This is a genomic window from Bradyrhizobium sp. WYCCWR 12699 (assembly GCF_032144035.1).
Lineage (GTDB): Bacteria > Pseudomonadota > Alphaproteobacteria > Rhizobiales > Xanthobacteraceae > Bradyrhizobium.
The window spans coordinates 182,442-202,673 of sequence record NZ_JAVTJN010000003.1; the positions used below are offsets into that span (position 1 = coordinate 182,442).

Consider the following 20,232-nt stretch of genomic DNA (forward strand, 5'->3'; position numbering starts at 1 on the left):
ATGAATAGCGCCTACATTCTCTCGTTGCTCCAGGGGCTATGGGCGACGGTCGTATTGAGCCTGTTAACTTTCCTGTTTGGCGGCATCGCCGGCTTCATCGTCGCTCTGGCACGCATCTCGCGGAATTGGGCGATTTCGCGCGGGGCGGCGGCCTATATCGAGATCATGCAGGGACTTCCGTTGCTCGTCCTCATGGGTCTGTGCTTTTACGGGCCGAGCATTTTGGGCTACGACTCCTTATCTCCGCTGACGGCAGCGACCTTCGCGCTCACACTTTACAGCAGCGCCTATCTGGGCGAGATCTGGCGCGGCTGCATTCAGGCGGTGGCGAAGCCGCAATGGGAAGCCGCAGAGTGCCTCGGCCTGACGCGCTGGCAGCGCATGAGGGCTGTCATCCTGCCGCAAGCTCTGCGCATTGCCATTCCACCGACAGTCGGCTTCTTGGTCCAGATCGTCAAGAACACATCGATCGCCTCACTTGTGGTCGGATACGCCGAGCTCTCCTACAACGCAAAGATCATCAACAACGCAACATTTGAGCCGTTTCTCTACTTCGGCATCGCTGCCCTGATGTACTTTGCGATCTGCTATCCGCTGTCGGTTCAAAGCAGAGCCCTCGAAAGGAAACTCAATGTCGCCAATCGTTGAATTAAAGGACGTGCGCAAGAGCTTTGGCGAGCTGGAAGTCCTTAAAGGTGTCACCTTTGAGGTGAACAGGGGCGAAGTCGCCGCTATCATCGGCCAGAGCGGATCGGGCAAGAGCACGGCGCTACGTTGCATGGATCGCCTGGAGACCATCCAAGGCGGCTCGATGCTGATCTGCGGCCACGAGCTCCATGATGACGACATCGACTTGAAGTCTTTGAGACGCGATGTCGGAATCGTTTTTCAAAGCTATAACCTCTTCCCGCACCTGACCGTGGCCGAAAATATCATGTTGGCCCCGCGCATGGTAAAAGGCATGAAGCAGCGGCAGGCCCGCGAAATTGCGGATACTGTGATCGCCAAAGTGGGGCTGCGGGAGAAGATGGACTGCTATCCGGAACAGCTTTCCGGCGGGCAACAGCAGCGCGTAGCCATTGCCCGCAGCCTTGCCATGGAGCCTAAGTTGATGCTGTTCGATGAAGTGACTTCAGCGCTCGACCCGCAGCTTACGGGAGAAGTGTTGCGTGTCATGGAGCAGCTCGCGGCCGACGGCATGACCATGATCCTGGTGACCCATGAAATGGCCTTTGCCCGCAAGGTGGCGGACCGCGTCATTTATATGCGCGATGGCAAGGTGCACGAAATGGGATCGTCGGACATCCTGCGGATGCCTGCGACGCCCGAGCTGGCGGCGTTCGTCGCCGAATCAGCTGAGCATTAAGCTGCGGCAGTGAACGGGCGCTCAAACGGTCCATCTCAAATGGTTTGAATGGCGTTCTATGATCACCAACCAGCTTTTGACGGCCGGTGCGGCTCGACTTGGCTTCTCGGCGTCCGCTGGCGGACGCGTGACCTCTCTCGAGCTGTGCAGCAGCAAGGGTAGCGGCTTGCCGCGACGGGTCTTGCGTCCGTTCCCGGCCGGGGTAGAGCCCGCTCAGTTACTGCGCTGGCCCAAGGGTGGTATCTATCCCCTCGTCCCCTATAGCAACCGCGTGAGGGATGGGGTTCTTCTCTTCCAGGGTAAGCGGTACGAGCTTGCGGCCCATCCCGACGCGCTGCCGCATACGTTGCACGGGCATGCGCACAGGATGCCTTGGGAGACGATCTCGCTGACGCCATCGCAGGTGACGATGCGATACTCGCACAAGGGAGGCGCCGACTGGCCTTGGGCGTTCAGCGCAACTCTTAAGGTCGAACTTGAACCCTCGCGTGCCATATTTTGTCTCAATCTTCGAAACGAGGCGCAGACGCCGATGCCGGGTGGAATCGGCCTGCATCCCTATTTCGAGCACCAAGTCGATGACAACATAGAGTTTGACGCACCGATCGACTGGGCCGTGACGACGGACTATCTCGCCGCGCTGCCGGATGCCCATTCTGCCGGGCCCACAGCAGATTCATTGCCGCCCGGTGAGGTGACGCTTTATCGCAGTGGATGGCGCGGGCTCTGCGTTATTCACCGCTCGAATGGTGATCGGATTGAAATGCGAGGGGATCCTGCATTTTCGCATTTTGTGCTGCATCGGCCCGCTGATGCCGCACATCTATGCGCAGAGCCCGTCAGCCACGTTGCGGACGGGTTCAACCTGTTCGCTCGCGGTTGTGCTGACACTGGAACTGTGATTCTGGAACCCGGAGACGAGCTGAAGGGCTCTGTTGTGATTTCCATGAGTTGATAGCCGCGGATGGTCAAAGCTGCGGATGGCGTCGGACATTTGGTCTCCCTTTGCAAGCGCCGCGCCCCGGCAGGGATGGACCGTTCAGGCGAGCATTGTTCGAAAGTGCCAAACATTGCGAGACCCTAGCCTGCCAGTTGCATGCATTACCGAGAGATTCCGCTGAGCGGACGAAGTAATTCAGGGAACATAGACTGATGTGAATAGGGATAGGGTGCTGGCGAGGCGCTCACTTGGTTCAAGCGCTCCACCTCCTTGATGGAAAGTTGCCAGTCGAGGGCTGCGATGTTTTCAACGAGCTGTTCGGCCGTGCGGGCGCCAATGACGACACTTGAGACGGTTGGCCGGGCGAGTAGCCAATTGATCGCAACTTGAGACGCGCTTGTCCCGCGCTCCTGCGCGATATCGTTGAGCGCATCCACGATGTCAAAGAGCTTGGCGTCGCGCTCGGTCAGGCCTCCGAATTTCGCCGCTCGGCTGTCGGCCTGCGGCGGCCGGTCACGGCTGATCTTGCCGCTAAGCTTGCCGCCGGATAGCGGGCTCCATATGATGGCGCCTATGCCCTGATCGAAACCCGCGGGCATCAATTCGTGTTCATAGTCCCTGCACAGCAAGGAATAGTGGACCTGATGCGAGATGGGGCGCGGCAAGCCAAGCCAGTCAGCGGTGGTGGCCATCTTGGCCAGCTGCCATCCGGAGAAGTTAGACGCCCCAATATAGCGGACCTTCCCGGCCTTGATCAGTTCCTCGAAGGCGCGCAGTGTTTCCTCGATCGGTGTATTTTCGTCATAGCCGTGGAGTTGCAGCAGGTCGAGGTGATCGCAGCCAAGTCGCTTCAGCGAGGCCTCGCACGCCATTATGATGTGCTGCCGGCTCGCCCCCATTCCGTTCGGCCCGCTATGCGAGCGGTAGCCGAGCTTGGTGGCGATCAGGGCCTGCGATCGGCGTGAGCCCAGAGCCTTTCCGAGGATTTCTTCCGCCGCGCCCATCGAGTAGACGTCGGCGGTGTCAAAGAGATTCAGCCCCGCATCGAGGCATATGTCGACGAGCCGTCGGGCCTCCGATAGATCGGTCGTGCCCCACTTGCGAAAGAACTCGTTCCCACCGCCGAAAGTCGCTGTCCCAAAGGCCAGGGCTGGGATCCTCAGCCCTGAACGGCCGACACCCCTATGTTCCATCACATTGTCCTAGCCATAAGCACCCTGTGCTTGCCTCGTTGCAAAGCGGCTCATTTTGGATGCTCGATCTCGGGGGAGCGTCATCAGACTTCATCAATCACAGCGCCCATCTCGATCCGGGTCTGGCTCGACACAAGAGCACGGATCCGAGCCTTGCGGACGGGAGCGTGCCTGGAGTTACGGTGCGCCTCGACGGCCTCGTAGTCGTCGAAGAGTTCATTGGACATGAAAGTATCCGGCAGCACCACGCCATCAGGATTAACCGCCTGCAGGATTTCGAAGCGACGACAGCCAGGCTCCTCCGCCAGGGCGATTGCCGCAGCCTCTAGTAGTGTAGCCCTCAATTCCTCCTCACAACCCGCCTTCGCGACAAAGCGCGCGACGATGGCTAAAGTTCCTGACATGGCTTTCTACCTCAAGAGCGGAGAGACGGTCGCGGCATATGCCGACCGATAAGAAACAAGAAATAAGCCGCCGGTCGTCACGGGCGCGAGCGCTAGAAATCGAAAGGATCGCGCTCGACGAGACTAACCCAACGAAAGCCTCCCCTGGCGCACTTGGAAGGGGCTCAATTTAGCCGAAGGCGCAGGTCAAACCGGCAGCCCAGAGCTTCTCAGAAAGGACTGCCTGGCTTGGATCGCATCGGTTCGTGCAAACCGATGCGCTAAGATGCAAAGAACCGCTAGTCAGTCATTGAAGGGTATACCAGGCGCCGGTGTCGTCGGAAGCCCCGGCTCGGTAATGCGCGCGCAGTTGCTTGGCGTCTTTTTGCCTTCAAGTGTCTGTTTGAAGAACGCCAATGCGTCCGGGAAAGCGGCAATCAGGCCCCCGTTGTGAGTGGCACCAGGATAGGTGTTCCAAACGACCTCGTTTCCGGCCGAGCATAAGGCCGCCACGGCTGCATATTGGCGACGGGGCGGCAGTACTGAATCGGCCAGACCCGTGCCAAGCAGAACGGGCACCGGCAGCCGCACGGGCTTCATGTCGGTCGGAGACGCAAGGCTCGCTTCGATGTTCGCGATCGGTTGGACATAGGCGTTGTCGGCGGTGACAGTATCTTTCTGCGCGATCGCGCGCATCTCGCCGGTGCAGCCTTCTCGTGCTGCGCGTAAGACGAGCCTTCCCTTGTCAGTCACGAGGTTGTCTACGGGGGGTGCCTCATCGGGAAGCGAACCGCCGAGCATCATGAGGGTGAGGTAAATCGGCGAGCCAACCTTGAATGCCTCCGCAGGCCGGTAAGGGCCGTCGGGAAAGGTCGACACGACCCCTGTGGCGACTGTGGCGAGCAAGGGTACATCTGGCGCATAGTTCGGTGCGACCGTTGTTGCGCCCAAAGCTGCGCCTGAGCCTTGCGACTGACCACTGATGAAGACCTTGGGAGCGAGCTTGTCGCCATGGGCGGCGCGCGCTGCCCGGACGGCATCGAGCACGGAATGCCCTTCAGCTTCCCAGATCAGGTAAGGATGCGGGCCGGGACCGCCGAGACCCTGGTAATCGGTGGCAACGACCGCAAACCCATTCTCTAGCCATTTTTGGATGTAGGTTGCATCGCGCGGCTTGTGCCCGGCCCAGGACGGCGCGCACACGTCCGCAACGCCCAGCGTGCCATGAGCCCAGGCCACGAGGGGCCAGCCTCCGGCCGGCGGTTCTCCAACCGGCAGATACAGTGTCCCGCTCACCGGTACGATCCCGGCGTGCCAACGTACATCCGTCGAACTGTAGAGAATGCGTTCGGCGAGAGCCGCTTTCGTGATCTCCGGCTGGGCCTTCATTGGCTCTTCACGCAGCATCACGCCCGGCCTTGTGGGCAGCGGATCGGTCCAACGATAAAAAGCCGATAGGTTTTGATCGCCCCATTGGGGGCCAGTCGGCAGCGCGGTGTTCTGCGCGAAGGCCTCGGATAATGCCAAGGCCGAAAGGATCGAGATTGCGAGCACCGACTTCATTGTGAACCTGTTGGGATTGAGCTTTAGCAGCCTGTTCATTTTCTTCATCCGATCTGGTTCCATAACGGGCTATCGTGCGATGGACTTGAGCGCCTCTTCATGGGCAGCGCGCAGGAGGCCGAGAATGTAGCCGTTTGCGAACGCAAAGCCTATCACGTAAGAGGGATCATCCTGATGACGCGGACTATGATCGGCCAGCAGTGAGCCGCCGCTGTCGCGAAGCAGGCGAATGATGTTGAACAAGTCCACATCGCCCTCGTCATGATAGACCTCGACGAAGTCGTTCTGGCTGGCGCGGACATTGCGGAAGTGGATCTGATGAATCTTCTTTCTCTTGATCAAACCGTATAACAGCGCAAGCTGATCAACCCCTTCAGGCATCGATTCCCGTGAGACCCCGGTATCGTATTGAAAGCCATTATGAGGTGAATCGTACAGCTTCTCGTATTTGAGCAGCGCGTTCGCATAATCGCCGGCATCGAAGCTGTCGACACCGAGATAGCCGAGAGGCAGGCCGCCCGGATCGTAGGGGTGGCAAGCCATTTTGACCCCGCTCTCCGCGGCCACGGGGATGACGCGGGACGCCCAAACATGCAGGCGCTCCCAATAGTCGTCCGCTGAGACACGGCCTGCAGGGGTCGGCGGGAGGTCGCGCCAATTGTCTTCTAGCTTGAACGCGTCGTATTCCGACCCACCACGGCCCTGAACTTTGCGATTGCGCCGGATCGGGGTCAAATTCCAATGATAGCTGATGATCTTGACCCCGGCGCGGCCGGCGGTTTGGACGTTTTCGCAAATCAGATCCAGATAACGGTCGCGTTCCGGCCCCGGCGCCATCGCGATGTACGCCGAATCCATCCGGATGCTCTCCCAGATGAGATCGTTTTTCTGCAGCGTGTCGGCGATGCGCATCATGCCTTCGAGGCTCCAGCGCGTGGTGGGCTGAAGCCGCGCGCCTCCCATGCCCGTGCCGAGCGCCTGAGCGCGAGCAAGCGCACCCTCGTCGGGCGTATCGCTTCCAAAGACGTCCGGAGCGGCGTTTCTCGTCTCCAGCGAGACATCGAGATAGCGAATGCCCCACCGCTGGTGCCACTGCATGTTCTGCCGCGAGGTCACCGGTCCTCTGTCGAAGTTGCGTTGGCCACCCAGCCTGATCTTGTCGTTGACGCGCACGGCAAGCGAAGGGACGCCGCCGCTTGGCTCCTGCTCCGCGACCGCTGCACCTGACATGCCAGCGCTGGCGGACATGGCCAATAGGGCCTTTGTAAAGTCGCGCCGATCCATTTGTTGCATCTCCAACACGCCAGATCAGGATAGCGACTTCAGCAGCAGGGTCGCGATCACAATCATGATCGCCCCGCCGACACGAGTGGCGATCTGGGCGAATGCCATGAGGCCCATGCGATCGGCGGCGCCAAGGATGGCAACATCCCCGGTGCCGCCCAGTCCCGAATGGCAGGCGGTGACGATCGCAGCCTCGACCGGATACATGTTTAGCCACTTGCCGACATAAAAGCCGGAGGCAATCATGGCCAGCACGGTCGCGGTGCAGATCATGATGTATCCCGGGTTGAAGGAGGCGACGAGTTGTTCCCATTTGACCAGCAATGCGCCCATGGCGACGAGGATCGCAAAGGTCAGGTTGGTCGACATGAACTTGTTGATCTGGTAGGCGCCGAGCTCCATCTCGTTCGGTAGGATCTTGGTCAGCTTCAACGCGACCGCCGCGATGATCATCATGATCGGTCCAGGTATCCCTGTAAATGGCGCTAGGGTCATGCCAAGCACGAATAGACCGCAGGACAGCACCATACCTGCTCCCAGCAATCCGAGATCAATAGGCCGATCGGGCCGCACGTCGCCTAGGATGTCATTGTCGCCGGTCTTGACCAGCATGCCCTGCCCGCTCAGATCGCGCCGTCTCTCGCCAAGGCGCGCAAGAAGCCCGGCGCAAACGATTGCGACCACGTTGCCGAGCAATGCCGCAGGCACCATGTGTGCGACAAGATCGGCTTGCGGCCGCTGCAAGATCTCGGAATAAGCAATGGAGAGCGGCAATACGCCCTCGGCAAGGCCGCCGCCGACGATCGGAATGATGATGAAGAAGAACGTGTCCTTGGGAGTATACCCGAATGCCAGCCCGACCAGAATGCCGGCCGAGACGGCGGCAATGGTCCCGATCAGAAGCGGAACGAACATGCGGATGAAGCCTTGAACCAAGACGCGGTAGGGCATTCCGAGGATTGAGCCTGCGACGAGACAGGCGATGAAGAAGTATTGAAAATTGGCGGTCCGGAACGTCGTGGTGATTGCTTTAAGGGCGGCATCCGGCATCAAGCCATAGCTTACCAGTGCTGCCGGAACGAACAGGCATAGGATCGCGGTCCCACCGATCTGCTTGAGAACCGGTATCGTCTGGCCAAGCTTGCCCAGCAGAAAGCCGAGCAGCATGAGGACCAGGAGACCGCCGATCACATCGTTCGGGAGCTTTCCAGAGTAAACCGCGGCAGCACAGACGATGGCCGCTCCGACGTATATGCTGATTGGCAACGGGCCGATCTTGACGCCGTTGAGCTTCGTCGAAGGGATTGCCTCCGGCGCGGCCGGACGAAAAGTCGTGTCAACCAAAGTTCCCTCCAATTTTGTTATTTTCGTCATCCGGGCTGCGGCCAGTCTGCTGGCCGCGAGGACTGGCTTGCCAGTCAGAAGATCCAGGGATTCTCCGCAGCATGGCGTGCTTCGAAAGCGCGGATGTCGTCAGCAAGGACCAGGGTTGATGCGACGAAATCCCGGCCCGTCAGGAACGCCTCTTTCCTCGTCGGCTCGATGTCGAATTTGATCGGGCGGCGGCCACGGTCGAAGCGGATCGTCTGCGCTGCAAGATCAACGAAGACGTCGTTGCGCTCACGATGTGCCACAGCGTTAGCGATCTCAGCTACGAGATCGGGTTCGAGCGAGATCGTCAACAGGCCGTTGTTGCCGCAATTGTCATTGAATATCCCGGCGAAGCTGGTGCCGATCAATGCCCGGATGCCGAGCTGTTGAAGCCCCCACACCGCGTGCTCGCGGCTCGAACCGCAGCCGAAATTTGGGCCGACCACGAGGAAGCAAGCGTTGCGATAACCGTCCTGATTGAGAATAAACTCGGGATTGGGTTTACCGGCGGAGAAGCGCAGCAGATTGAAGGCGCCCTCGCCCAGCCCGCTCCGGTCCACGCCCTTAAGAAACATTTTGGGCATGATCACGTCGGTGTCGATGTTTGGCGACATCATGGGTGCAGCGACGCCTGAAACTTGATCGAATGGCATCATTGGCCTGCAACTCCCAGCAGTGAACGAACGTCAGCGATGTGGCCGGTGACCGCGGCCGCGGCCACCATTGCCGGACTCATGAGATGCGTGCGGGCGCCTGGTCCCTGGCGGCCTTCGAAATTTCGGTTGGTCGAGGACGCACACCGCTCTCCGGGCTTGAGCACATCGTCATTCATGGCAAGGCACATCGAGCAGCCGGATTGCCGCCATTCGACGCCGGCATCCGTGAACACTTTTGCAAGGCCTTCAGCCTCGGCTTGCGCTCTGACGTGGGTCGATCCCGGCACTACGATTGCCCGTACACCGGCCGCAACACGGCGGCCACGAAAGACCTCGGCCGCGTCGCGCAAATCCTCGATGCGCGAATTCGTGCAGGAGCCGATGAACGCAAAATCGATCGGGACGGATTGAATGGGATCACCGGCTCGAAGCCCCATATAGCTCAGGGCGCGAAGGGCCGCGGCCTTGCGTTCAGGCGCCACCTGTTGCGCAGGATCGGGGATAATATCGGTCACTGCAATTGCCTGGTCGGGGCTGGTTCCCCAGGTGACGAGAGGGGCGACATCCGCGACATCGAGCGCAACCTCGCGGTCGAACCGGGCATCGGGGTCCGAGGCGAGCGTCAGCCATTTCTTGGCCGCTCGCTCCCACATCTCGCCCTTTGGCGCGCGCGGCCGGCCCTTTAAATAGTCCAGCACCTTCTGGTCCGGGGCGACCACGACACCACGCGCGCCCGCTTCGACGATCATGATGGACATGACGATGCGGCCTTCGACGCTCATGTTTGAGACGACGGGGCCAGTGAACTCAACGGCATAGCCAGTAGCCCCGTCGGCGCCGATCCGCCGGATGATCTCCATGACGATATCTTTCGGCGTGACCCCGAACGGGACGTCTCCGGTGAGGTGGATGCGCATCGTTTTGAGGCGTCGGTAGCGCACCGTCGAGGTTGCAAGATAGTGCTCGATATCGGAGGTCCCGATGCCATAGCCGAGCGCGCCGAAGGCGCCATAGGCGGTGCTGTGGCTGTCGCCGGCGGCGATGACCATACCTGGCATGACGAGGCCCTGCTCGGGGGCGACGACGTGCTCGATGCCTTGGCGCGGATCGAGAATATCGAAATATTCGATGCCGAAATCCCGGGCGTTTTCAGCGAAGTAGTCAACTTGGCGCGCGGCGCCGCTATCCGGCATGGCGCGGGTGCGTTGTGCGGCTGTAGGGTTGACGTGATCGACCACCATCAGCGCCGCTTTGGGATTCCAAACTTTCCGCCCCGCGGCGCGCAGGCCGGCAAACGCCTGGGGGCTGGTATACTCGTTGAGGACGGTTCGGTCGACGTACAGCAGGACGAGCCCGGCATCATCCAGATTGCGGACCACATGGGAGTCCACCAGCTTGTCATACAACGTGCGCGCGGCCATCCCGCCTTCCTCCAAAGCTTCTTTCCGGCCACCGTGACGCGCGCGCGACTAGAAATCCAATGCCGGATGCTGATATCGTTATGCAAGGCCTGCATAAACGAGAGCTCTCCATGGAGATCAACTGGTTATACGATTTCATCGCGGTTGCGACAGCGCGCAGTTTTTCACGGGCCGCAGAGGAGCGAAACTGTTCCCAGCCGGCGCTCAGCCGGAGGATACAGGCGCTCGAGGTCTGGGCTGGCGCATCGCTGCTCGATCGCACCACGCACAGCGTCAATCTGACGCCCGCTGGTGAAGCCTTTCGTCACACTGCTGACGATATCGTGCGCAGATTGAGTGCCGGCCGGCTCGAGGCGCAGGAGCGGGCGCGCGGTGCCTCGGACGTACTGAAGTTCGCCTCGACCAATGCGCTGTCGCTGACGTTCTTTCCGGATTGGCTGCGTCGCATCGAGACCGAGCTACCATTCGTGCCCAACGTACAGCTCGTTGCCAATCATATGGAAGGCTGCGAACGGATCCTCTTGGCGAGCGATGCCCATTTTTTGCTTTGCCATTATCATCCGGCCGCCACGACGGCGTTGACGCCGTCGCATTTTCGCTCGCTGCATGTTGGTGACGATCGGCTGATCCCCGCATCGGTGCCGGTTTCGCGCCGCAACCGCAAGCCTCGCTTCAAGCTTCCGGGAACGGAGGGCGCGCCTGTACAGTTCTTGAGCTTCCGTTCAGAATCAGGGATGGGACGGATCCTGGAAGCGGTGCGTGCCACCTCCCCCTTGCAAGCTCATCTTCACACAACATTCACGTCGCATCTGGCGAAGCTTTTGGTCACGATGGTTCAGGCAGGCCGGGGCATGGCGTGGCTGCCGGAAAGCCTGATCAGTGATCAGCTTGCCTCTGGCGAGATTGTCGCGGCAGGCGGGCAGCAGTGGTACGTGCCGATCGAGATCCACGTATTCCGGCCTAAACTGCGGCTCGCCCAGGCGGCGGAGGCATTCTGGCAGCACATCGAGAAAGCAGCCACACATTCACGATGACGTAAGTAAAGTTGATGCCGCAGCAGTCACGCTTTTGGCCCGGCTATCTCAGTCGCTTATCAGCAGCGATGAAGTCGATAAATGTCCGGACCTTGGCTGAGAGGTATTTGCGCGTCGGATAAACCGCGAACAATTGGCTTTCGAAGATGCTCTGCTCCGGCAGCACTTGTTCCAGGCGCCCGGCGGCGAGATCCTCGCTGATCAGCCATTTGGGCAGCACCGCGAGCCCCATGCCTTCCAGGGCGGCCAGGTGCAGCAGAGTCTCGTTGCCGCTGAGCAAAACGGGGTTGAATTTGATAGTCTGCGTCCCACTTTCGCCCTGGATGGTGATACTCTCGCCTGGAGAGTGCAGCGCATAGTGCAAGAGGCTGTGTCCGGACAATTCAGCCAGATTCTTCGGGCGCTTTGCGCGATCGAGATAAGCGGGCGTGGCAACCATATAAAATGGGACCCTTGTGATCGGCCGCGCGATCAATGCCTCGTCAGGCGTGCCCGTCGCACGCAAGGCCAGGTCAAAACCTTCCTCGACCAGATTGACCAATCGTCCACTGAGATCGATGTTCAGCCGCACCTGTGGATAGCGAGCCTGATAGTCTGCCAAGACTTTCGAAAACTTCGGATTGGCCATCCAGACCGGTGCGGTTAGCCGCAATGTGCCGCGAGGAACTACGGTCACGTTGCTGACGGCCGCCTCTACCTCATCCAGGGACTCGAGCATTTGACGCGTCTGCTCGAAATATAATGCGCCGCTTTCGCTCAGGCTGACGCGTCGGCTCGTGCGGTTGAGCAGCCGTGAGCCCAGACGCTTCTCAAGCTGCATCACATGCTTACTCGCCATGGCGGGCGAGATGCCCAGCCGCTCTGCCGCGGCTGCAAAGCTCTTGAGCTCGGCAACCAGGCAAAAGACCTTCATGCTGACCAGCGTATCCATTCAGATCATCAACATATAGGAAATGAATCCATCCCAAAACAGATAATGATCCAAAATCGTGAAGCGACCAAACATGGTGACAGCCCTGTGATCGTCGGAGTGCCTGCCATGTCCACCGCCACCGCCCAAGCCGCCCCGCGGGAACGTCCCCTATGCGTGAGCCTTTGGATCGCTCAAGCCCTCCTCTTTTGCGTGTTCGCTTCGTCCGGGCTCGCGAAGCTGTTCATGCCGATTCCGCAGTTAGCGGCAATGATGCCATGGACAGGTCAGCACTCTGAAGCATTTGTCCGGGTCATCGGACTGATCGACCTCGCCGGAGGAATTGGCGTTCTCGTGCCTGCGTTAACCCGGATTATGCCGCGGCTGACAGTGCTTGCCGCGCTTGGCTGCTCCGTGTTGCAGGTCTTCGCTATCGTTTTTCATGTCTCTCGCGGCGAGGCCGAGCTCACGCCTCTCAACTTCATCTTGCTGGCCCTTAGCGTCTTTGTTGTCTGGGGGCGCGGGCGCAAGATACCGGTCGCGCCGCGCCGATCCTGATGCCGAGCTCCTAACCAGCCATGGCGGTGCTTCCCGAAGGCTCTCAGGGGATCGATTGGCGTCGAATTATCCCGGCGGCACGCTCCCACGATGCAGCTTCGCTCATCGCAGCATGTCTTCGCCCCTCCAAATGGATGGTAGCAGCAATCAGCCTCAGGCAAACCGGGTGTCCAGTTGCGCGCCACTTAAAGCGTTTCATGAGTACGATATAGCGGAGGTCCCGCTGGGCAATGATCCCTAGATCTCCATCGCGCGAGGGCGCTTTAGGCCTATATTCCGAACAGCAAGGCTTGCCGATGTTCGGCCAGCCATTCGCTCAAGGAGACGGGCATCCGTCCTAGGGTGCGCTCAACGAAGTCATTGCGCGCCCAAACCACCTCGTTCTGTTCTTCGTACTGGAAGAAATCCCAGAGATAGTGCAGCCGGATCTCTCCGAGCTCCCGGTACGCCTCGAAGAAGCCCGCTCTGCTGCCGTCGTGAACAATTCTTTCCTGAAAAACCTTGGTCATGAGATCGGCGACGTCGCTGAACCTCAGTATGTCCTGTCCGTTGTTCAGAGTGTGAAATTGACCAATGTGCCGATGATTGCTCGACAGGAAAAGACGTCCGGCCACTTCCGCAATGTCGCGTGGATCGATATAGGGAATCAAGCGTTCGGGCCAGATCAGCTTTCGCTCCTTCCTCAAGCCGTCCTTCATCCAGTAGAAGTTGTCCATGAAGGTTGCGCCGATGTTCAGGTAGGTGACAGGCAGACCGCTTTCGTCGAGGATTTCTTTTGCGATGGGGTGTTGGATGGGTAAACCAAGACCATGCTCGCGGAGAGACTGAGGAATTCGCCTTCGATTCGCTTCGGGTTGTAGGCCGACAAGACGTATAACGTGAACGGCGGACCTTGCCTTCTTGAGCAGGACAACGAGATTTGTCATCGCGTCGGCCTCGTTCGTGCCGCTTCTGGTCAGTACGAAGATTCCTTCCATTCCGTCGACCGCCTTCTCAAGCGATGCGAGATCAAAATAGCTGGCAATGACGACCTCCGCATGCGGGTGCTCGCGGCGAAGGACGTCACAATTGGCGGGATTGCTTGTTACGAGGCGCAGCTTGATCTGCGGCGCCTCCTCGCGCAAGAAGTGCGCAAGTGGGCCGCCGATATGAGCCGCTGCACCGAAAATGAGAATCGTGCTCGGAATCTTCTTCTGACCGTGTCGCATTAACAGACCTCAATAAACCCTGGCGAAGGCCCCAACCTGCCGCGAGCGGCTGGGTGGCCGCCTCAAGCCCCGAAGTTTTTCTGGATCGCCTTGTCGAGCGTCTCGCCGCCGATGAAACGCTGGCGCAATTCCCGCTTGAGCAGCTTGCCGGACGGATTCTTCGGCAGGCTGTCGACAAAGATCACGCGCTTGGGCACCTTGAAATGCGCCATCGATCCCGCACAATGCGTGATGACGGCATCCTCGTCGAGCTTCTCGCCGCTCTTAACCACGACAATCGCGGTTACGGCCTCGATCCAGTGCGGATCGGGCAGGCCCACGACGGCGACCTCGGAGATCGCCGGGATCTTGTAGATCATCTCCTCGACCTCGCGGCTGGCGACATTCTCGCCGCCGGACTTGATCATGTCCTTCACGCGGTCGACAACGGTGATGTAGCCCTCGGCATCGACGGTGGCGAGGTCGCCGGAGTGGAACCAGCCGCCAGCGAAAGCCGCCGCGGTCTTCACGGGATCGTTGTAATAGCCCGACAACAGATGCGGCGAGCGGTGTACGATTTCGCCGATCTCGCCGACGCCAACGTCCTCCATTGCCGTGTTGACGACGCGGGTCTCGACGTTGATGGCGGGTTTGCCGGCGGAGCCCGCCTTGCGGAGCTGGTCCTCGGGCGTCAGCACGGTCGCAAGCGGCGCGATCTCGGTCTGACCGTAAAAGTTCCAGAACTTGACGTTGGGCAGGCGGCGCTGGAGCTCGAGCAGCACCTCCACCGGCATGATCGAAGCGCCGTAATAGCCCTTTTGCAGCGACGACAGATCGCTCTTGTCGAAATTTGGCGAGCGCAGCATCGCGATCCAGATCGTCGGCGGCGCGAAGAAGCAGGTGATCCCGTGCGCCTGGATCAGCGCCAGAATGTTGTCTGCGGTCGGCTTGCCCGTGATCACGCCGGAGGCGCCGAGATAGACTTGCGGGCCGAGGAAGACGTCGAGCTGAGCGCAATGATAGAGCGGCAGCGCGTGCAGCACTTTATCGTCGGCGCTCATGCCGCCGTCGATGATGCAGCTCACATACTGCCACATCACGGCTTCATGGCTCAGCATCGCACCCTTGGGCAGGGATTCCGTGCCCGAGGTGTAAACAATCTGTGCGAGATCGCGGCTGTCGACGGAGGCCTCAAACAACGAGCTGTCGGCATCGAGAAGATCGTCGAAGCTGGTGAGGCCCGCCGGCTGCGCAGCGGGATCCTCGCCCGGCAACCAGATGAGCTTCTCCACCGCGCAGCCCTTACTGCTCGCGGCGCGTGCGGCCTCGACGAAATCGGGGCCGGTCGCGAGCAGCCTGGCGCCGGAGCTTTTCAGGATGAAATTGATCTCGTCGGGATTGAGCATGAAGTTGATCGGCACCAGCACCGCGCCGATCCGCGCTACCGCGAAGCGCAGCGCCGCAAAGGCATGCGAGTTGCGCGACAGCACGGCGAGACGGTCGCCCTTCCCGACGCCGAGGCCGGGTAGGCCACGCGCCAGTCGATTGCAGATCGCGTCCAGTTCGGCAAACGTCCAGCGCACCGCGCCGCAGCTCAAGGCTAGCTTGCTCGGCTCGCGGGCAGCCGAGCGGCGCAAGAGATCGCCAATCGAATGCTCGCGGGCTTTCGCGATCGTAACTCCGATATCTGCGTTCATCTCCCCTCCCTTGTGCTCGCTTCTGTCAGACCGTGTCCTGCTAGGGCAGCCCCACCGGCCTCGCGCTATCTTGCATATATTTTCCATATGGTCTAATTTGTATCAAGGGTCCGGGAGAGACCCCGCATGATCAGTCTAAGGGAGGATAAGCGGCATGATCGCCAGGATCGCAATCGTGGCCGCGGCCATGTTGGCCGTCAGCATTCAGGCAAAGGCCGACGACCGTCCGCTGAAGATCGGCTGGCTGATGAGCTATACCGGGCCGGGCGCCGCGGCCGGCGCCGCGTCCGATGCCGCGATCCAGGTGTTTTTCCGCAAGTTCGGCACTACGGTCGCCGGTCGCAGGATCGAGATCATCAAGCGCGACACGACGGGACCCGCACCTGACGTGGCCCGCCGCCTGGCCCAGGAGCTGATCGTCAGCGAGAATGTCGATTTCCTCGCAGGAATGGACTACACGCCCAACACAATGGCTGTTGCGCCGCTATCGACCAGCGCCAAGGTGCCCCTCCTCATCGTCAACTCGGCAACTTCGGGCATCCTCGCCAAGCATCCCTTCGCCGTTCGGTTCGGCTTCACGACCACCGAAATGGCGCAGCAGCTCGCGCTCTACGCCGCCAAGCAAAAGCTGAAATCCGTATATACGTTCGTGCATGAATACGAGCCGGGCCTCGATGCGGAGGCGATGTTCGTCCGTGAATACAAAGCGGCCGGCGGCGTGATTGCCGGATCTGTGCGGGCGCCGCTCAAGGCCACGGACTTCTCCGCCTATATCCAGCGCATCAAGGACGCGAACCCGGATGGCATCTTCGTGTTCATGGCTGCCGGCGAATTGACGCCGATCTTTCTCCGCCAGTTCAAGGAGGCAGGGCTGGATCCGGCCAAGATCATCGGCATCGGGGACATCACGGACGAATCGTCACTACCTGCCGCGGGCGAGGCCGCTCTCGGAGTTGTTACGGCCTTCCATTACACCCCGACGCATGATTCGGAGGTCAACCGAGAGTTCGCAGCCGCGTTCAACGCGGTCGCGCAGGGCCGGCCGCTCGGTTTCATACCGGTCGTCAGCTACGACGTCCTGCGTGCCATCTATACGGTCGTTGATGCGCAGAAGGGCGATCTCAATCCCGAGCGCACGATCGAGCTTCTGAAGCAAACAAGATTCGAAAGCCCGCGCGGCCCGATTGCGATCGACCCGTCGACCCGTGAGATCGTGCAGAACATCTACTTCCGAAGGGTCGAGAATCGGGACGGACAGATGGTCAATTTGGAGTTTGCGACCATTCCCGACGTCAAGGATCCTGGATCGGCGCGCTAGATCATGGTCGGCTTCGTCAACGTTCTGATCGGCGGCATCGCTTATGGGTTCGTGCTGTTTCTGATGGCTGGTGGCCTCTCCATCACGCTCGGGCTGATGGGCTTCGCCAATATGGCGCATGCGGCGCTGGCCATGGTTGGAGGCTACACGGCGGCATTGCTGATCGGCAAGGCCGGGTGGCCGTTCCTTGCGGCGGTGGCAGCGGCTGCCGCCATCGCGGCCGCCGTGGGTGCGATCCTCGAGCGCAGCCTTTTCCGGAGACTGTACGAGGCCTCGGAGCTGGAACAGGTCCTGCTGACGATCGGCGTCGTCTACGTGTCGATTGCCGCAGCCACCTATCTGGTCGGTCCAGAGCAGATGGCGATCGCGGTGCCTTCATGGCTGGACGGAAACGTCCGCATCGGCGCTGTCGAGGTCAGCCGCTACCGGCTTTTTCTGATCGGCTTCGGCACGGCACTTCTTCTGTCGCTGCTTGTTCTGATCGATCATACGAATTTTGGCGCCAGGATAAGGGCGGCCGTTTTCAACCGGCGGATGACGGCATCCTGCGGCATCGACGTCGCAAGACTGTACGCCCTCGCCTTCGCTCTCGGCTCCGCGCTTGCTGGACTAGGCGGCGCGCTCAGCGTGAAGCTCCTTGGCCTCGACCCGAACTTCCCCATCAAATTTCTGACGGAGTTGCTGATCGTGGTCAGCGTCGGCGGGCTCGGCTCCTTGCGCGGAACGTTTGCCGCCTGCCTCATGTTCGGGGTCCTTGACGTGGCCGGGAAATATCTGCTTCCGGAGATCGGCGCGTTTATCATCTATGCAACGGCGCTTTCCGTCCTGACGGTGCGCCCGCAAGGCCTAGCCGGCCGTCCGCAATGAGCGACATCACTCTCGACCTCGCGCGAACTGCGGTGCGCTTTCGCGCCAGATGGACCTTGGTCGAGCTGGTCTTTTGGATCGCTGCAGCGGCCTGCTATGTCCTCTTTCCCGGCAAGCTCGTCCTTCTCACACAGATCCTAATCGGCGGCCTGTTTGCGATGTCGCTCGATCTGTTGCTCGGCTATGGCGGGATTCCGTCCTTCGGACATGCCGCCTTTTTCGGACTCGGCGCCTACACGGCGGGATTGCTCGCTGCGCATGGCTGGGGCGAGCCGATCTCCGGCGTTCTTGCTGCCGGGCTCGTGACCGGCGCTCTCGGCTTCGCCTTCAGCACGCTGATTGCAAAAGTCCGCGGCGCCGCAGTGCTCATGGTGACGCTTTGCATCGGGCTTCTGCTCTATGAAGGCGCAAGCCGCCTGCCTTGGCTCACCGGCGGCGACAGCGGTCTCCAGGGAATCGAGATGTGGCCGCTGCTCGGGCTGTTCGAGTTCGATCTCTTCGGCCGAACCGCGTTCTGGTATGCCTATTGCAGCGCATTGACGCTTTATCTTGTCGCCCGGCGTTATGTCCACTCGCCGGAGGGTCTCGCGCTGCAGGCCATTCGCGAGAACCAGACCCGCGTTCCGATGCTCGGCGTCTCCATCACACGGCGCAAGATGATCGCTTTCACGATATCGGCGGCGAGGCGCGCTGCTGGCGCAGACCACACAGATCGTCGCACTGGAAACGTTGAGCTTCGAACGATCGGTGTCGGCCCTCGTCATGCTGATCGTCGGCGGAATTGGCACGCTTATCGGCGGCTTCATTGGGGCTGCCGCGTTCATCTGGATGCGCGACCTGCTGTCGACGGTCAATCCTGTATATTGGATGTTCTGGCTCGGCCTGGTGCTGATCGCGATCGTGTTGACGGCTAGAGGCGGCCTACTCGGCGTCGTGAGCCTGGTTCGGAGCAAGATCGTGCGCTGGAGGCGAGCGAGATGACGGTTGCCGCGCTCCAGACACGCGACCTTTGCAAGCAATTTGGCGCCTTGAAGGTCACCAATGCCGTCAGCCTCGTGCTAAAGGCAGGCGGTCGACATGCCCTGATCGGGCCGAACGGCGCCGGCAAGAGCACGCTGATCAACCTGCTCACCGGCGTGCTGGCCCCGAGCAGCGGCAGCATTCTGCTGGAGGGCGAGCCAATCGATCGATTGAGCACCGATCAGCGTGTCGCACGCGGATTGGGGCGGACTTTCCAGATTAACGCCCTGTTCCCGCATCTGACGCCGCTGGAATCGATCATGCTCGCGGTCGCCCGGCGCCGCGGACGGCTTGGCAGGCCTCTTCAGGCCTTACATCGGCAGCCCGACACCACGGACGAGGCGTATGAGTTGGCGCGTTCGGTCGGGCTTGACCGCGACTGCCTGCGGCGGACTGCCGAACTATCTTACGGTCGCCAGCGCCTTGTGGAGATTGCTCTCGCCCTCGCCGGCCGTCCCCGCGTGCTGCTGTTGGACGAGCCGGCGGCGGGAGTTCCCGCCGGCGAGAGCTTTGAGCTGATGCAGGCTATCGAATCCCTCCCCGATCAGATCGCCGTTCTCTTCATCGAGCACGACATGGATCTGGTCTTTCGTTTTGCCGACACGATCACCGTTCTCGTCGCCGGTTCGGTATTTCGCCAAGGCAAGCCCGGCGAGATCGCGACCGACCCGGAGGTGCGGCGGATTTATCTCGGAGATGACCGTGACTGAGCCGCTGCTCGAGGTCGACCAGCTCAACGTGGGCTATGGTGAAGGAATCGTCATCAGCGGACTGTCCTTCGCGATTGAGGCCGGCGGCTCTCTTGCGGTTCTGGGCCGAAACGGGGCCGGAAAATCAACCCTGATGCTCGCCCTTGCGGGTCATCTCACGCCCCGCTCGGGGCGAATTCGTTTTCGCGGCAACGAGATCGCCGACCTAGCGCCACACCGGCGATGCCGACTGGGCATCGGGTGGGTGCCGCAAGGCCGCGAGATATTCGCCCCCCTCACTGTCGAGGAGAACCTGCAGATTGCCGCGACGAACGGACCTTGGACAATCGAGCGCATCTTCGAGATGTTTCCAAGTCTGAAGGCACGTCGCACCAATTTCGGAGATCAGCTGTCGGGCGGCGAACAGCAGATGCTGGCGATCGGTCGAGCCCTGGTGACGAACCCGCGCTTGCTGCTGCTCGACGAGCCGCTCGAAGGCCTCGCCCCCGTCGTCGCGCAGGACGTCGCGCGCTGCATCACCGCGATCACCGAGACCGAGAGCATGGCGGTCATTCTGATCGAGCAGCACGCAGGCTTCGCGCTCAGGCTGGCGCGGCAGGCGATCATCCTGGAGCGCGGCATTGCCGTTCGCAACGGAGAAAGCAGCGCTATTGCGGCGGATCGCGGTGCCCTCGAACAATATGTCGGCATCCGCAAACCCGGTCGCGCCGCGTAGCCGAAGGCTTGCTCATTATACTGTCCATATGGTAGATTT

At 60.7% G+C, this 20,232-nt stretch carries 20 protein-coding genes; 10 read left to right on the top strand and 10 right to left on the bottom strand.

All coding sequences use genetic code 11. The annotated features are described in order from the left end of the window. From RPS27_RS02950 to RPS27_RS02960, 3 genes are read left to right on the top strand one after another with little or no spacing between them, the layout of a single operon-like run. Positions 1–648 (top strand): amino acid ABC transporter permease, encoded by a 648-nt coding sequence (locus tag RPS27_RS02950; protein ID WP_128930043.1) that lies wholly within the window; start codon positions 1–3, stop codon positions 646–648. Next, positions 632–1,366, top strand: coding sequence for an amino acid ABC transporter ATP-binding protein (locus RPS27_RS02955; protein WP_128930042.1), 735 nt, complete (start codon positions 632–634; stop codon positions 1,364–1,366). The genes RPS27_RS02950 and RPS27_RS02955 overlap by 17 nt, the downstream gene beginning before the upstream one ends. 58 nt (positions 1,367–1,424) lie before the next feature. Next, the gene (locus RPS27_RS02960) at positions 1,425–2,321 is read left to right on the top strand and encodes a hypothetical protein (RefSeq protein WP_128930041.1); all 897 of its coding nucleotides are present in this window, start codon (positions 1,425–1,427) and stop codon (positions 2,319–2,321) included. A 146-nt stretch (positions 2,322–2,467) separates the two neighbouring features. On the opposite strand, the gene RPS27_RS02965 is transcribed toward RPS27_RS02960, so the two are convergent. The 7 genes from RPS27_RS02965 to leuC form a co-directional block, all read right to left on the bottom strand. Next, the gene (locus RPS27_RS02965) at positions 2,468–3,499 is read right to left on the bottom strand and encodes an aldo/keto reductase (RefSeq protein WP_128930040.1); all 1,032 of its coding nucleotides are present in this window, start codon (positions 3,497–3,499) and stop codon (positions 2,468–2,470) included. Between the two features lie 83 nt (positions 3,500–3,582). After that, a complete protein-coding gene (locus tag RPS27_RS02970) occupies positions 3,583–3,903 on the bottom strand; it encodes a putative quinol monooxygenase (RefSeq protein WP_128930039.1) in 321 nt (106 codons plus the stop codon). Positions 3,904–4,185: 282 nt separating this feature from the next. Then, positions 4,186–5,493 (bottom strand): lipase family protein, encoded by a 1,308-nt coding sequence (locus tag RPS27_RS02975; RefSeq protein ID WP_232995552.1) that lies wholly within the window; start codon positions 5,491–5,493, stop codon positions 4,186–4,188. Between the two features lie 21 nt (positions 5,494–5,514). Continuing rightward, the gene (locus RPS27_RS02980; RefSeq protein WP_164933591.1) at positions 5,515–6,729 is read right to left on the bottom strand and encodes a mannonate dehydratase; all 1,215 of its coding nucleotides are present in this window, start codon (positions 6,727–6,729) and stop codon (positions 5,515–5,517) included. A 24-nt stretch (positions 6,730–6,753) separates the two neighbouring features. Next, a complete protein-coding gene (locus tag RPS27_RS02985; RefSeq protein WP_128955141.1) occupies positions 6,754–8,103 on the bottom strand; it encodes a 2-hydroxycarboxylate transporter family protein in 1,350 nt (449 codons plus the stop codon). 44 nt (positions 8,104–8,147) lie between these two features. Continuing rightward, positions 8,148–8,756, bottom strand: coding sequence for a 3-isopropylmalate dehydratase small subunit (gene leuD, locus RPS27_RS02990; protein ID WP_128930036.1), 609 nt, complete (start codon positions 8,754–8,756; stop codon positions 8,148–8,150). Further along, entirely contained in the window at positions 8,753–10,177 is a 1,425-nt protein-coding gene (gene leuC, locus RPS27_RS02995) for a 3-isopropylmalate dehydratase large subunit (protein ID WP_128930035.1), read from the bottom strand. Before leuC ends, leuD begins: the two co-directional genes overlap by 4 nt. Positions 10,178–10,236: 59 nt before the next feature. Between leuC and RPS27_RS03000 the strand changes: the two genes are divergently transcribed. Continuing rightward, complete coding sequence (locus RPS27_RS03000) at positions 10,237–11,211, top strand: LysR family transcriptional regulator (RefSeq protein ID WP_237864940.1); 975 nt, start codon at positions 10,237–10,239, stop codon at positions 11,209–11,211. A 43-nt stretch (positions 11,212–11,254) separates the two neighbouring features. Here RPS27_RS03000 and RPS27_RS03005 read toward each other — a convergent pair whose 3' ends face one another. Next, complete coding sequence (locus RPS27_RS03005; RefSeq protein ID WP_128930033.1) at positions 11,255–12,142, bottom strand: LysR family transcriptional regulator; 888 nt, start codon at positions 12,140–12,142, stop codon at positions 11,255–11,257. Positions 12,143–12,250: 108 nt separating this feature from the next. Here RPS27_RS03005 and RPS27_RS03010 point away from each other — a divergent pair, with 108 nt between their 5' ends. Continuing rightward, entirely contained in the window at positions 12,251–12,679 is a 429-nt protein-coding gene (locus tag RPS27_RS03010; RefSeq protein WP_128930032.1) for a DoxX family protein, read from the top strand. Between the two features lie 269 nt (positions 12,680–12,948). Here the strand turns inward: RPS27_RS03010 and RPS27_RS03015 are convergent, their stop codons facing one another. Both RPS27_RS03015 and RPS27_RS03020 read right to left on the bottom strand, forming a co-directional pair. Then, positions 12,949–13,887, bottom strand: coding sequence for an SDR family oxidoreductase (locus tag RPS27_RS03015; RefSeq protein WP_128955140.1), 939 nt, complete (start codon positions 13,885–13,887; stop codon positions 12,949–12,951). Between the two features lie 62 nt (positions 13,888–13,949). Beyond that, positions 13,950–15,563 carry an acyl-CoA synthetase gene (locus RPS27_RS03020; RefSeq protein ID WP_128930030.1) on the bottom strand — a complete coding sequence of 538 codons (1,614 nt, stop codon included), beginning with the start codon at positions 15,561–15,563 and terminating at the stop codon, positions 13,950–13,952. A 154-nt stretch (positions 15,564–15,717) separates the two neighbouring features. On the opposite strand from RPS27_RS03020, the gene RPS27_RS03025 reads away from it, so the two are divergent. The 5 genes from RPS27_RS03025 (at position 15,718) to RPS27_RS03045 (ending at position 20,193) form a co-directional block, all read left to right on the top strand. Continuing rightward, positions 15,718–16,881 (top strand): ABC transporter substrate-binding protein, encoded by a 1,164-nt coding sequence (locus tag RPS27_RS03025; RefSeq protein WP_128930029.1) that lies wholly within the window; start codon positions 15,718–15,720, stop codon positions 16,879–16,881. A 3-nt stretch (positions 16,882–16,884) separates the two neighbouring features. Further along, the gene (locus tag RPS27_RS03030; protein ID WP_128930028.1) at positions 16,885–17,748 is read left to right on the top strand and encodes a branched-chain amino acid ABC transporter permease; all 864 of its coding nucleotides are present in this window, start codon (positions 16,885–16,887) and stop codon (positions 17,746–17,748) included. Then, a complete protein-coding gene (locus RPS27_RS03035; protein WP_128930027.1) occupies positions 17,745–18,662 on the top strand; it encodes a branched-chain amino acid ABC transporter permease in 918 nt (305 codons plus the stop codon). Before RPS27_RS03030 ends, RPS27_RS03035 begins: the two co-directional genes overlap by 4 nt. A gap of 63 nt (positions 18,663–18,725) precedes the next feature. Then, positions 18,726–19,478 carry an ABC transporter ATP-binding protein gene (locus RPS27_RS03040; RefSeq protein WP_128930026.1) on the top strand — a complete coding sequence of 251 codons (753 nt, stop codon included), beginning with the start codon at positions 18,726–18,728 and terminating at the stop codon, positions 19,476–19,478. Further along, positions 19,471–20,193: an ABC transporter ATP-binding protein gene (locus tag RPS27_RS03045; protein ID WP_232995550.1), complete on the top strand. Its 723-nt coding sequence runs from the start codon at positions 19,471–19,473 to the stop codon at positions 20,191–20,193. Before RPS27_RS03040 ends, RPS27_RS03045 begins: the two co-directional genes overlap by 8 nt. Positions 20,194–20,232 lie beyond the last annotated feature (39 nt).

Coding starts and splice junctions, on each gene's coding strand:
- RPS27_RS02970 (WP_128930039.1), bottom strand. CDS start 3,903: ATGTCAGGAACTTTAGCCATCGTCGCGCGCTTTGTCGCGAAGGCGGGT.
- leuC (WP_128930035.1), bottom strand. CDS start 10,177: ATGGCCGCGCGCACGTTGTATGACAAGCTGGTGGACTCCCATGTGGTC.
- RPS27_RS02985 (WP_128955141.1), bottom strand. CDS start 8,103: ATGACGAAAATAACAAAATTGGAGGGAACTTTGGTTGACACGACTTTT.
- RPS27_RS03000 (WP_237864940.1), top strand. CDS start 10,237: ATGCCGGATGCTGATATCGTTATGCAAGGCCTGCATAAACGAGAGCTC.
- RPS27_RS03030 (WP_128930028.1), top strand. CDS start 16,885: ATGGTCGGCTTCGTCAACGTTCTGATCGGCGGCATCGCTTATGGGTTC.
- RPS27_RS03035 (WP_128930027.1), top strand. CDS start 17,745: ATGAGCGACATCACTCTCGACCTCGCGCGAACTGCGGTGCGCTTTCGC.
- RPS27_RS02955 (WP_128930042.1), top strand. CDS start 632: ATGTCGCCAATCGTTGAATTAAAGGACGTGCGCAAGAGCTTTGGCGAG.
- RPS27_RS03040 (WP_128930026.1), top strand. CDS start 18,726: ATGACGGTTGCCGCGCTCCAGACACGCGACCTTTGCAAGCAATTTGGC.
- RPS27_RS03005 (WP_128930033.1), bottom strand. CDS start 12,142: ATGGATACGCTGGTCAGCATGAAGGTCTTTTGCCTGGTTGCCGAGCTC.
- RPS27_RS02960 (WP_128930041.1), top strand. CDS start 1,425: ATGATCACCAACCAGCTTTTGACGGCCGGTGCGGCTCGACTTGGCTTC.
- RPS27_RS02980 (WP_164933591.1), bottom strand. CDS start 6,729: ATGGATCGGCGCGACTTTACAAAGGCCCTATTGGCCATGTCCGCCAGC.
- RPS27_RS03020 (WP_128930030.1), bottom strand. CDS start 15,563: ATGAACGCAGATATCGGAGTTACGATCGCGAAAGCCCGCGAGCATTCG.
- RPS27_RS02975 (WP_232995552.1), bottom strand. CDS start 5,493: ATGAAGAAAATGAACAGGCTGCTAAAGCTCAATCCCAACAGGTTCACA.
- leuD (WP_128930036.1), bottom strand. CDS start 8,756: ATGATGCCATTCGATCAAGTTTCAGGCGTCGCTGCACCCATGATGTCG.
- RPS27_RS02965 (WP_128930040.1), bottom strand. CDS start 3,499: ATGGAACATAGGGGTGTCGGCCGTTCAGGGCTGAGGATCCCAGCCCTG.
- RPS27_RS03015 (WP_128955140.1), bottom strand. CDS start 13,887: ATGCGACACGGTCAGAAGAAGATTCCGAGCACGATTCTCATTTTCGGT.
- RPS27_RS03010 (WP_128930032.1), top strand. CDS start 12,251: ATGTCCACCGCCACCGCCCAAGCCGCCCCGCGGGAACGTCCCCTATGC.
- RPS27_RS03025 (WP_128930029.1), top strand. CDS start 15,718: ATGATCGCCAGGATCGCAATCGTGGCCGCGGCCATGTTGGCCGTCAGC.
- RPS27_RS02950 (WP_128930043.1), top strand. CDS start 1: ATGAATAGCGCCTACATTCTCTCGTTGCTCCAGGGGCTATGGGCGACG.